11 protein-coding genes are annotated in these 11,902 nt (G+C 37.1%); 4 read left to right on the forward strand and 7 right to left on the reverse strand.

The features are described 5' to 3' along the window. Nucleotides 1-6: 6 nt before the first annotated feature. The 5 genes from ABC361_RS17995 to galU are packed head-to-tail and all read right to left on the reverse strand — an operon-like array spanning nucleotide 7 to nucleotide 5,086. Nucleotides 7-822 (reverse strand): glycosyltransferase, encoded by an 816-nt coding sequence (locus tag ABC361_RS17995; RefSeq protein WP_413075225.1) that lies wholly within the window; start codon nucleotides 820-822, stop codon nucleotides 7-9. 25 nt (nucleotides 823-847) lie between these two features. Then, nucleotides 848-1,708: an NAD-dependent epimerase/dehydratase family protein gene (locus ABC361_RS18000; protein ID WP_413075226.1), complete on the reverse strand. Its 861-nt coding sequence runs from the start codon at nucleotides 1,706-1,708 to the stop codon at nucleotides 848-850. Continuing rightward, entirely contained in the window at nucleotides 1,709-2,344 is a 636-nt protein-coding gene (locus ABC361_RS18005; protein WP_413075799.1) for a sugar transferase, read from the reverse strand. Nucleotides 2,345-2,368: 24 nt separating this feature from the next. Next, a complete protein-coding gene (locus ABC361_RS18010; protein ID WP_413075227.1) occupies nucleotides 2,369-4,189 on the reverse strand; it encodes a polysaccharide biosynthesis protein in 1,821 nt (606 codons plus the stop codon). A gap of 15 nt (nucleotides 4,190-4,204) precedes the next feature. After that, nucleotides 4,205-5,086: a UTP--glucose-1-phosphate uridylyltransferase GalU gene (gene galU / locus ABC361_RS18015; RefSeq protein WP_413075228.1), complete on the reverse strand. Its 882-nt coding sequence runs from the start codon at nucleotides 5,084-5,086 to the stop codon at nucleotides 4,205-4,207. 678 nt (nucleotides 5,087-5,764) lie between these two features. Between galU and ABC361_RS18020 the strand changes: the two genes are divergently transcribed. From ABC361_RS18020 to ABC361_RS18030, 3 genes are all read left to right on the forward strand, one after another. After that, nucleotides 5,765-6,388, forward strand: a complete 624-nt coding sequence (locus ABC361_RS18020; RefSeq protein ID WP_413075229.1) for a rhomboid family intramembrane serine protease — start codon at nucleotides 5,765-5,767, stop codon at nucleotides 6,386-6,388. A 66-nt stretch (nucleotides 6,389-6,454) separates the two neighbouring features. Then, complete coding sequence (locus tag ABC361_RS18025) at nucleotides 6,455-7,285, forward strand: MerR family transcriptional regulator (RefSeq protein ID WP_413075230.1); 831 nt, start codon at nucleotides 6,455-6,457, stop codon at nucleotides 7,283-7,285. 45 nt (nucleotides 7,286-7,330) lie between these two features. Next, nucleotides 7,331-7,918, forward strand: coding sequence for an NAD(P)H oxidoreductase (locus ABC361_RS18030; protein ID WP_413075231.1), 588 nt, complete (start codon nucleotides 7,331-7,333; stop codon nucleotides 7,916-7,918). 296 nt (nucleotides 7,919-8,214) lie between these two features. On the opposite strand, the gene ABC361_RS18035 is transcribed toward ABC361_RS18030, so the two are convergent. Next, nucleotides 8,215-8,580, reverse strand: coding sequence for a nuclear transport factor 2 family protein (locus tag ABC361_RS18035; protein ID WP_413075232.1), 366 nt, complete (start codon nucleotides 8,578-8,580; stop codon nucleotides 8,215-8,217). 542 nt (nucleotides 8,581-9,122) lie between these two features. On the opposite strand from ABC361_RS18035, the gene ABC361_RS18040 reads away from it, so the two are divergent. Next, nucleotides 9,123-11,066 (forward strand): hypothetical protein, encoded by a 1,944-nt coding sequence (locus ABC361_RS18040; protein WP_413075233.1) that lies wholly within the window; start codon nucleotides 9,123-9,125, stop codon nucleotides 11,064-11,066. A 74-nt stretch (nucleotides 11,067-11,140) separates the two neighbouring features. On the opposite strand, the gene ABC361_RS18045 is transcribed toward ABC361_RS18040, so the two are convergent. Then, nucleotides 11,141-11,890 carry an SDR family NAD(P)-dependent oxidoreductase gene (locus ABC361_RS18045; protein WP_413075234.1) on the reverse strand — a complete coding sequence of 250 codons (750 nt, stop codon included), beginning with the start codon at nucleotides 11,888-11,890 and terminating at the stop codon, nucleotides 11,141-11,143. Nucleotides 11,891-11,902: the final 12 nt, after the last annotated feature.

Consider the following 11,902-nt stretch of genomic DNA (forward strand, 5'->3'; position numbering starts at 1 on the left):
TCAAGATTACACCCTTCTTGGATCAAATTTTTTTAAAGCCTCAGACAAAGGTTTTCTCAATTTATATGGTAAAACCCCTTTTATAAACGCAATTGTCACACCTACATAAGCAAGTGGTGATGCATTCACTTTAAATGACCCCTTATAACCCATTTTTGCTTGATCAATTTGGACTCTAGTATTATTCTTTTTATAATATTCGTCTGTCATTCTATAATACACAAGAGGCTTTTCAATATTAGCGAATCTAAGATTAGTCTTTAAACACCTAAACCATAAATCATAATCTTGCCTTCTTCTTAGATTAGCATCATACGAACCTGCTCTTTTTATTGCTTCTACTTTAAATAACACTGACGGATGAATAAATGGGCAAGTCCAAATCAATTTTGAAATCTTCTCATGTGTTGAAGGTACTTTTCTTAATTCAATTTCTTCACCATTATTATCGATGTCTATTACGTAACTACCTACTATATCTATATGTGGATTTAATTCAATATAATTTAACTGCTCTTTGAGTCGATCTTTAAAAGCAATATCGTCAGCGTCCATTCGTGCAATCCACTTAGACTCAGTCTTTAAGACCCCCTCAGCCAAATTGTAACTTAATCCCTTATTTTCTATATTAAGAACCAGTTCAATCCTCTTATCTTTTGTAGCATAGTATTGTAATATTTCCTTACTTCCATCAGTGGAAGCATCGTCATAGATTAAAAAAAGAAAATCACTATATGATTGATTTAGTACACTTTCTATACATTCAACTAAGTGCTTTTTATCATTATAAACACTCATTAGAATAGTTACTTTTGGAGTCATTATAATTACCTCGTCTTCACAACTCTTAGTCTAATTCAGTTCTCTTAACACTCTCTTCAAAAGATACGACTCTATAGTTATCTTTATACTCACTTAATCTTTTATCAAACTTTAATGAGCCGAACACTTTATTAAATAGACTGACCCTCTTTATAAGAGGTTTTAAAATTACATTAAAATTTTTAGTAAGTATTATCTGCTTGCCATTTACCATTGCTATTGAAGTAACTAATTCACTCGTATTTACATATTCTTTGTTTTGCGGGAAAAATACTCCACTATCCTTATTATCGATTATTCTTTTAATAAATTCACAAAGATTATCTATATGGATCATACTTCTTTCATTATCTATATGGGGAAAAATCGGTGAACTTTTAGCAATTTTAGATAATCTCTTATAATTACCTACAGAATCCTTCCCATAAACCATTGGTGGTCTAATTATTGATAAAGTAGTGCTACTATTTTGTAGTAGTTTGCTTAATCCAGTTTCTGCATCATATTTACTTCTACCGTAATTATCATTTGGCATAGGAAGAGTACTTTTATTAATCTCCCTACTAATTCCTCCCCAATTTCCATAGACTGCCATCGTACTCAAAAAAACAAATTGAGCTACGCCTTCTTTCTTTGCCTTTGTTGCCAACTCTAATGTTAAGTCAATATTGGTTTCTTTATAAACATTTTCGTCAATTTTTTTTGAATGAACAATTGCAGCAAGATGAAGAACACAATCAAATTTAGAGAAGTCAATGTTTTTCCACTGAGAATCCCTTACAGAAATTCTATCTATCTTATAATTGCTTGAGTCTAATTTAACATAACTCTCAAACATCTTACCTATATAACCAGACTCACCGGTAATCAAGATATTCTTTGTCATTTAGGAAGACTCCTTTTTACGCTGTTTTTCTTCCTCTTCTTTATAAAGCTGTTCTACTTTTCCTTCTACCACACCATCTTTTTTAATAACACTTATGATGGTTCCAAAGAAACATTTAACATCCATCAACACACCAATTCGATCGACATATTCACCATCTAGTTTCGCTTTAATTGGAATAGGAAGTTCATCTCTCCCGTTGATCTGAGCCCAACCAGTAAGACCTGGCGGTACATCATTTGCCCCGTATTTATCTCGTTCAGCGATTAAATCGAACTGATTCCATAAAGCAGGACGTGGACCAATAATACTCATCTTCCCAGCAATGATGTTAAAGATTTGTGGCAACTCGTCTAGGGAAGTTTTTCTTAAAAACTTCCCTACCTTGGTGATATATTGATCTGGATTTTCTAGTAAATGTGTAGGTGTGTCTTTTGGCGTATCAATGCGCATCGTTCTAAATTTATAAATATAAAAGTGATTTTTATTGATTGCAATTCGTTTCTGTTTAAATAAGATAGGCCCTTTTGATTCTACTTTAATGGCAATAATTAATATTAGAAAAATGGGGGATAGGATAATAAAGCCTATCAATGATAATAAAAAGTCAGCCACCCTTTTTATTTTTAAGTACATGTTCACACCGACCTCTTTAACGTTCTACTTTACTGCATGTAATACTTTTAAATTCCCTATTCTAAAGTTGGATATATCCAATAAACGTTCTCTAAGTTCATCAGGGGTTTTATGTTCTACTCGATCCATTAGTTGGTAAGTTAAATTTATATCAACTTCAGGCGTCTTCCCTCGATAAATCATTGGATACACCTGCTCACTATGAACCTCATCTGCACCAAGTAATTCCTCAAACATTTTTTCACCAGGTCGCATGCCGGAAAATTGAATAGGAATTTCTTCTTCTGAAAAGCCACTTAATCGAATAAGATTCTTTGCTAAATCAACAATCTTCACTGGCTCTCCCATATCAAGAACAAAGACTTCCCCACCATCTGCTAATGAACCTGCTTGTAAAACCAAGCGTGAGGCTTCCGGAATCGTCATAAAGTAACGAACCATATCAGGATGCGTAACCGTAACTGGGCCACCAGCCTTAATTTGATCTTTAAATAGCGGAATCACACTTCCGCGGCTTCCAAGTACATTACCGAAACGAACAGCAACAAATCGAGTCTCGCTAATCATATCCATATGCTGAATGACCATTTCAGCAATACGCTTTGTAGCTCCCATAACACTTGTTGGATTAACGGCCTTATCGGTAGAAATCATGACAAACGTATTTACACCAGCATGATCGGCGGCTTCCGCAACGTTACGTGTACCAATCACATTATTTTTAACAGCTTCTTCGGGATTCCGTTCCATAAGAGGAACGTGCTTATGTGCTGCCGCATGAAAAATAACATGTGGTTGTCTCTTGTACATAATTGCCTGTATTTTTTCTTTGTCTTGAACATCCGCAATTTCGGTATCAATCATCAAATCAGGGAGGTTACGTCGTAATTCCATTTCAATTGAATAAATGCTATTTTCACCATGTCCTAACAAGATAATTTCTTTTGGAGAGAATCTTGCAACTTGACGACAGATCTCCGAGCCAATTGATCCACCTGCACCTGTGACAAGGATGGTTTCACCTGTAATGTAATCAGCAATTCCATCTACATCTAGTTCAACTGGTTCACGACCAAGTAAATCTTCTACTTCTACGTCTTTAAATTGGCTAACTTGAACAGCTCCAAGTACTAAGTCTTCCATACGGGGAAGAATTTGTGTTTTTATTTTTGTATCCGTGCATAGTTTTACAATATGATTAAGATCGGTTTTATTTAATGAAGGAATCGCAATAATAATATGTTCAACATCTTTATCTGTAACAATCTCTTGTACGTTTTTTGTCCCGCCTAATACAGGGAGATCGATAATTTCTAACCCGTGTTTCGTGAAGTTGTCATCGACAAACCCTACAGGCGTCAATGTTGTATCTTGATCTTGCTTTAATTGTCTCGCAATCATCGTTCCTGCTGAGCCCGCTCCAATTATGAGGGTACGTTTTCCGTCCTTTTTGTTTCCCATATATGTATCCTTATACATTCTCCAAGAAAGACGAGAACCACCAATTAAAATAACGTGCATCATCCAAGTCATAATAAGTGTACGTGCGTAGAAATCTTGGAAGAATATTGCTTGTGTAAGCCCCGCAGCGACAATTGAGATCGTAACGGTATACACAATAGCTTTTAGTTCCGTAATACTTGCATACTCCCAAGCTTTCTTATAAAGCTTGAAACGATACGCACAAAGGTGATGGACAAGCAACAGAACAATTGAACTTGCAACAATAACCTCTGTTACAGGTGATTCACCTGCCGTTAAGATTAAACTGCATATATAAATAGAAAAAAGAACAATTGCAGAATCAATCCCAATAAGAGCAAACAATCGTTGCTTTAAAGTCATTCCCCTACCCCTCTCTTATGGTTTTACAAGTGAATCATTGATGTATTGTTTAAGTTTCGCTAACAAATCATCTCGAAGATCTTCTCGTTGCATCGCAAACTCAATTTGTGTTAACACAAAACCCAGCTTCTCCCCGACATCGTAACGAGAGCCTTCAAAGTCATAGGCGTACACATTTTGAGAATCGTTTAATGCTTGAATCGCGTCCGTCAGTTGAATTTCGCCACCTGCACCGGTTTCTTGTTTTTCTAGAAATTCAAAGATTTCTGGCGTTAAAATGTAGCGACCCATAATCGCTAAGTTTGATGGGGCTGTCCCTTGTGCTGGTTTCTCCACAAATTGGGAAACGCCGTACAAGCGACCGTCTTTTGATTCAGGATCAATGATGCCGTAACGATGGGTTTCCGTATCAGGAACCGACTGCACCCCAATAACCGAGCGCTCTGTTTCTTCATATTGTTGAATCAACTGTTTTAAACACGGTGTATCCGCTTGGACAATGTCGTCCCCTAGAAGAACCGCAAATGGCTCATCGCCAATAAACTTTCTCGCACACCAAACTGCGTGGCCGAGTCCTTTTGGTTCTTTTTGTCGTATGTAGTGAATGTCAATCTTTGAGGAAGCTTCCACCTTCTCAAGCATCTCAAGCTTTCCTTTATTAAAGAGATTCTGTTCCAGTTCAAAGGAATGATCGAAGTGATCTTCAATCGCGCGCTTCCCTTTCCCTGTCACAATGATCAGGTCTTCAATTCCTGACTCAATCGCTTCTTCAATGATGTATTGAATTGTAGGCTTGTCCACGATCGGTAGCATTTCCTTTGGCATCGCTTTTGTCGCAGGCAAGAATCGTGTGCCAAGTCCTGCTGCTGGTATAATCGCTTTTTTAACTGTTGTCATTTTGAAAACTCCCCCTTTTAATGTAACTCCGACAATAAAAAACAGTTAGAAAAATTCCTACATTATAAATGTAAGCGCTCTTCTAACTGTTTTTTTGTATTGGTCGTATTGACCAGAGGCATTAAACCTCTCCTCACACCATGCCGTCGGCGACCTGCGCCTAAGGTGTGTACCCTTAGCATAGCCGAGTGCCTTCATTGATAATGGTATTGAAGACATGACCATTTGTTTCAAATAGTGAGACGCTCCCAAACATTAAAAAAGTGGATTCATACCACTCTTTTTGACATTTATTCTGTCTTTCTTTCTTTTTATGACAGCGCTACTCATAATCTACCACAATTCAGAAGTTTAGGCTAGAAAACTTTTTGAAATTTAGTAACTTATTTCGCAGTCTGTTAACCATAAATACAAATTTTTAACAGGAAACCATTACAATATTACCCAGACTCACTAGACATGGACAATGCTTTTTCTCCTTATTCAATGTAAGTATCACAAATCCCTCTTTTTCGACACCAATTGTCATGGAATCTGACAGGGAATTTAGTATAAGCTAATGAAGAAGCCCTTTCTTAATAGAGGGAACGTAGTTGTCCGCTAAATATCAGTCTATCTGACTCTTGAAACTTCGTTAGGATCTACAGTCTTTTTAAAAGCAAGATCAGAGAAGGAGTGATGATTATTTTTAATTTCGAAAGGAACATAAAGCAATTTGTGCGCATGTATCCAATAACCGTGATCTTTGTATGCATATGTATCGTCTTCTCCCTAATAATGATGATCGTGTTTAATGGCTATAGTGAAGACTCGTTATTACGTATGGCGGCTTTGAGTGGAAACAGCATTGAAAGTGGAGAACTTTGGCGATTCGTTACCTATTCATTTGGACATATGAGCCTGTTTCATTTGGTTTTAAATATGCCGTTTCTCATCCTTCTCTCAAGACCGTTAGAGAACTATTATGGTCCACTCCTCTATCCGGTGATCCTTATCTTACTATCTGTATTGGCTGGAATGTCGGTTGAATTCGTTCAATCTAGCAATTACCCTTTAGCAGGATCTTCAGGAATCGCCTATGGCTTAATAGGCATTTATATCTATTATGTCATTTTCAATAAAGATAAATTGAATCAAGATGACAGAAGATTCATAACAATATTTAGTGCAATTGGCTTCATTATGACGTTTACGATTCCGGATATCTCGATTATCGGACACTTGGGTGGGTTTACGTTTGGCTTGTTAGTCGGGTTTATCACGGATTTTATAATTAAGAAGGAAAAGAGGATTACGGATTAGTTTTGTTTGAATCGTTAGAAGGAATGGGGATGGAAGATTCATTTAGATCGATATAGGGGTGTTGTTATGGAAACAGAAAGAACATACAAAATTGGGGAAATCGCATCGATGTTTAATATCCCTCAACAAACATTGCGTTATTACGATAAATTAGGGGTAATCAAACCCTCTTTTGTAAATGAAGAAAATGGCTACCGGTATTATTCAATAGAAGAAACAAGGAAATTACACAGCTTAAACCTATTGAAACGAATGGGTGGCAGCGTAAATGAGATACGTGATCTCTTTTCTAAAGAAGGAACCTTACCTGAAATGAAAGAGAACTACGGCAAACTCATTGAAAAAATTGATGATGAAGTAAAGCATTTATCCTTACTTAAGAACAGCATTCAAAACAAATTAAGCGAGTTAGATCAACTGAACCAACAGCGTAACCACTTCGACATTCAACAGCGTGAAGAAAAGGTAGTCTATGTAAAGCCTGTGCAGATTCGTTCTACAGAAGATCAGGAAACCGAATGTTATCGTGCGTTTCTACCAATTGCTTCTGATGTTGATTTTATTAATACACGAACAGGCTTCATTTTAGAGAAAAGGAATTTCTTGAACGGTGAGTCCTACGCAACGTCTTTTATCATTGAAGGATCTTCGCCCATTAAAGGCTATCATGAGCATATTATAAGAAAAGGAACATACTTAACGTTAACCATTGAAGATGATTATTCGAAAAGCTTTACGTATTATAATGTATTGAGAGCACATATCTTCAAGAATGACATTGAGGTACTAGGCGACATTTATGAGTTTTCTTATGAGCACCTCCCCCATGTATCAAAGAGTTATGCGATTTGGCAACTAATGGTCGAGGTAAATCCGTTGACCCTACAAGCACTGTAGGGTTTATGGTTACATCATCAAATGAAAAAGGATGGTTTTGTACTCATGAGAATTCGATTAATTGTTGCTCACCCAAGAAAAGAAGCATTGACGATGAAAGTGGCGGAGCATTTTGTTAATGGTGCAGAAGAAAAGGGCCATAAAGTTGACGTGGTTGATTTATATAGAGAAGAATTTAACCCCGTTCTGTTCGAGAAAGATGAACCAGATTTTGAATCCAAAAACAATGTGTATTCAGAGACAGTCATGAAAGAAGTCAAACATATAGAAGAAAGTGATGCCCTTGTCTTCATTTTTCCCATATGGTGGTACGGGATGCCCGCGATTATGAAGGGGTATGTCGATCGCGTGATTAATTATGGGGTGGCTTATGGCCAAGGAAAAGACGGCATCGTTGATAAGGTACGATTTATAGGTCTAGGAGGCGTCGATCGAGACTTCTATGAAGAGCAAGAATTCACATCCGCGATTGACATCCAATTAAACAGAGGAATTAGCAACTACATTGGCATTCACGATACGGAGACCCACTTGTTCTTAAACACATTTGCAGAAGGCATTGACCAAAAAGAGATTGAGGACTATTACAAGAAATTCTTAAATGACGCTTATTGGATTGGAAATGACCTTTAAAGAGAAAATAAAGCTAAAACAATAAGTTTGTCTTCTATAGATTTGAAGAAAAATCAAAAGACCTCCTTCTACTATTAGGAGGTCTCTTGTTTCTAATTAGCTATCCTAACAAAGTACATCATCACAAACATCGGTTGCCTGTACACCCGAACTTTCATTTACATAACCTTCAGCCAAAACAAGATTTATACGAACATCATCAAGTACTTTTGCGTCACAATATAAAAAACAACAAGAGCATGTATCTCAACGATACATGCTCTTGTTATGCTAGAGTCCTTGTTAGTGCATTAGAATTAATGTGATTGAGCTGTTAGTGTACCTTGATGAAACTGCATTTTCCACTTTCCATTAGTTAAGCTCCATATCGAACTACGTAAGGAATGTTGTTTACTTACTTCGTTATAGATTCTGTAAGTGGTTAAAACGATTTGTTCAGACAATGGATGAATTTCATAGTCACTTAATTTCATACTTACAGTACTAAGATTCACTTCATCAATGCTCTCATTTTTATACAAAACCTTACCAGAACTTCCGAACTCAAAAAAACCTTCTGACAGTAATTGAGTAACCTCATCTCTTGATGCCCTGATTTCTGGTTTTAACAATTTTTCTTCCAAATCAAGTAATACTTCTTTTAAAGTAAATGTATCATCCATTTCAGATTCACCTCTTTCCATCTCTATATAGATAATATTACGTTGAAGGCTATGCTCTTCAGGCAACGTGCTTCAATAGTTTAATACAGTTTTATTATTAAGGACCCTCATAAGGAGGATTATTAACATGGTCTGCAAAATCTTCTTTATATGGACAGCCATCCAATAATATTTCATTTGCTGCTCTTTCAAAATCATACTCAGTTATCCTTAGGTTATATTTATCAGAATCAATTAATAACCAACAGGCTCCTTTGCCTCTACTCTGTAAGCCTACACTACCTAGCTAAATACTTTATGATGCTCCGTTTCTTCATTAAAGCGTTTTTATCTTCCATCTAATATCTCCCTTCGAAGAATTCATTAATACTTTTTATTTCAAATATTTGTTACTATAACATAGTTTTAACTCAGGAATAATTTGTTATGCTAATGCCCCATGTTTCACGCCCGACTATTTTCTTTTTAGGCTGTTAACAGCTCAGCTTTTAAAAGTTTGAATAAAATGTGCAGAGTAAATCTGTAAGAAGAAAGGAGATAATATGGCTGTTGTTACAACGACCGATGAATTAGCGTTAGCTATCGCATCACGAGACCCTGATATCACGATTGCTGCGAATTTAACTATAGACCGAGTTTTAGTAATTTCTTATGCTGTAACAATTCGAGGAAGTAGTCCTGCTATTACAATTACAAGAGCCCCCACGTTTGGAGGGCATTTGTTTAATAATCTAGCGACTGGAAATGTTGCGTTCCAAGATATAATTATAGAAGGAAACGAACTACTGTCTCTTTCTTTAGTGCGTACGAATGGTGCACTCTCAATGAATAACGTCACGTTACAAAATTCAAATGCCGATCGAGCAGGAGCGCTATATATAACTGGCAACACGTCGCAGTTAACAGATACAACCGTAATTAATTGTTCGTGCGAGGGTATTGGTGGTGCTATTTATATCAGTGATGGTGGAATTCTTAATGCTAATGCTTCCACGATATCAAATAATCGAGCTGCTGGTAATGGTGGTGCCATCTATATCAATCAAACGAGTCAACTTCAATGCGAAAATGTAGAATTTCAACAGAATGTCTCAGGCGTAAATGGTGGTGCAGTCTTTGCTAACCTAAATACGGCCACTTTTTTTATAAACACGCAACTGGTTGAAAATCGTGCCTCAAATGGAGCGGGGGTATTTGTTAACTCAAACGCAACTCTAACGGTAGAAGCTGGTATGATTGTCGGAAATGAAGCCATCGCCAATGGCGGGGGCATTTATGTAAACCAAACAAGCGTAGCAACCATCACAAATAGTTCTTTTGATGGGAACGTCGCTAATAATGGTGCGGGCTTGTTTTTAAATGTTACGGGTACACTGAACATGAATACAACCACTTTTAATTCGAACCTCGCCAGAAATAATGGTGGTGGCGTTTATTTTAATAATGAGACCACAACAGAGTTAGGAGATTGTTTGTTTGAAGGAAATGCTGCTGTACTTGGAGGTGGGATATTTGTTAACCAAGGAGCAGGCTTGTTGCTGGTGAATAGTGCTATTCAAAGTAACCAAGCATCGTCTAATGGTGGTGGTCTCTTCGTTAATAACAATTCTGATGTGGGATTAACAGAGGTCGCGGTTCGTAACAATGCAAGTGGAGCCAACGGAGGCGGGGTTTACGTCAATTTTAATGGTCAATTAAGCGTGATTAACAGTTCTTTAGACAGTAACATGGCAACAGAAATTGGTGGTGCGATTGCCAACTTTGGATTATTAGTATTTAGAGGTAACGTTACAGTAGGTGAAAATGGACTTAATTCAGCTGGTACTGCACCTGGAATTTACAATGGAGGAACCAATATTATTCAAGATTTCGTTGGCAATGCAAATGGTTTATCCATTCCATCGGAGGACAATGTTATTCAAATAAATGGACCATTGTTGGCTGGTTCTGTCAATCAACTGGATCTAACGGAATACGTGGCACCTATCCCAGAAAATAGTCCCATTGTTGTAGCTGTACCAACTGATTTATATCCTGTCCTAACACAATCTGATGCGGATGCTTTCTTGAAACCTGTAGTTGGCTTTGAAGATTGGAGAGTCGTTCTTTTAGATAACCAAGTAGTTTTATTATTTGATCCAGTAGTGATATTTACGATCACGTATAATAACGTCAAAGGAAACATGAATCCAAACCCGACGACATATCAAGCAAGTGACTTGCCAATTGAGCTACAAAACCCAGGCTCGGTTCAAGGTTTTCTCTTTGTGGGTTGGTTCGATGTGTTTGGGGAGCAAATTACTGTTATTCCAGAGGGAACGACTGGTGATTTGGTCTTGTTCGCCCGTTATATACCCGTTTCCCCTTATCCTGTTAGACCGCCGTACTATTATAAAATCTTGGCTTGCAGGAAATTAAGACTTGCTGGTCAATGTCATTGTACGTGTAAGCAAGAAAGAGATATAAAACATTGTTCTTCCAATTAAATACCAAAGTAATTCGACCATCCAGTGGTTGTGTATAACCATTGGGTGGTCGGGATGTTGATAGAACAAATAATTTATTTAAATGACAAATAGCCATCGTCTGCAAAGATCGTACTACCATTAATGGCAGAAGCTTTATTGGAAGCACTAAAGTAGATGAGTTCAGCAATTTCTTCAGGCTCTAATAGTTCTCCACCTAACATCTGATTTCTAAAATAATCAACTTGGTCTTGACCTAAACCATTTAACATGGGGGTATTTACACCTGCTGGGGCAATCCCAATAACATGGATATTCTGTTTCGCAAACATTTGCGCAGCAATCTTAGTCATAATAACGATAGCCGATTTTGAAGCACTATAAGCGTAGGCACCACCACTGGAAATAAAAGCCATTACTGAAGAAATATTAATAATAGACCCCGCTATTCCTAGTTCAACCATTCTCTGGCCTGCATGTTGTATCCCATAATAGACCCCGTGTTGATTAGTATCAATAATTTCATGGTATTGCTCAAGGGGATCATCTGACTGAGCAGTCTGTCCTGATATACCAGCATTATTAACCATTATATCGATTCTCTTATAGGTATCAATTGTTTGATCAATTAAATGTTTAACTTCTTTTTCAATTGATACATCAGTTTCAATTATTTTTGCATCGGCCTTTTTGTTTTTCTCGTATATTAAACGTAACGTCTCCTCGCTACCTTTTTTGTTCCGGTCAGCAATCACCACGCTGTAATCTTTACTACTAAATAGTAGAGCAGTTGCTCTTCCTATCCCACTTGCAGCACCTGTAATGACAACTACTTTTTTCTCCATTGTCTAACTCCT

This window comes from Shouchella phoenicis (assembly GCF_047238345.1).
Taxonomy (GTDB): Bacteria; Bacillota; Bacilli; order Bacillales; family Bacillaceae_D; genus Shouchella.

Coding starts and splice junctions, on each gene's coding strand:
- ABC361_RS18045 (WP_413075234.1), bottom strand. CDS start 11,890: ATGGAGAAAAAAGTAGTTGTCATTACAGGTGCTGCAAGTGGGATAGGA.
- ABC361_RS18035 (WP_413075232.1), bottom strand. CDS start 8,580: ATGGATGATACATTTACTTTAAAAGAAGTATTACTTGATTTGGAAGAA.
- galU (WP_413075228.1), bottom strand. CDS start 5,086: ATGACAACAGTTAAAAAAGCGATTATACCAGCAGCAGGACTTGGCACA.
- ABC361_RS18025 (WP_413075230.1), top strand. CDS start 6,455: ATGGAAACAGAAAGAACATACAAAATTGGGGAAATCGCATCGATGTTT.
- ABC361_RS18005 (WP_413075799.1), bottom strand. CDS start 2,344: ATGTACTTAAAAATAAAAAGGGTGGCTGACTTTTTATTATCATTGATA.
- ABC361_RS18010 (WP_413075227.1), bottom strand. CDS start 4,189: ATGACTTTAAAGCAACGATTGTTTGCTCTTATTGGGATTGATTCTGCA.
- ABC361_RS18030 (WP_413075231.1), top strand. CDS start 7,331: ATGAGAATTCGATTAATTGTTGCTCACCCAAGAAAAGAAGCATTGACG.
- ABC361_RS17995 (WP_413075225.1), bottom strand. CDS start 822: ATGACTCCAAAAGTAACTATTCTAATGAGTGTTTATAATGATAAAAAG.
- ABC361_RS18000 (WP_413075226.1), bottom strand. CDS start 1,708: ATGACAAAGAATATCTTGATTACCGGTGAGTCTGGTTATATAGGTAAG.
- ABC361_RS18020 (WP_413075229.1), top strand. CDS start 5,765: ATGATTATTTTTAATTTCGAAAGGAACATAAAGCAATTTGTGCGCATG.
- ABC361_RS18040 (WP_413075233.1), top strand. CDS start 9,123: ATGGCTGTTGTTACAACGACCGATGAATTAGCGTTAGCTATCGCATCA.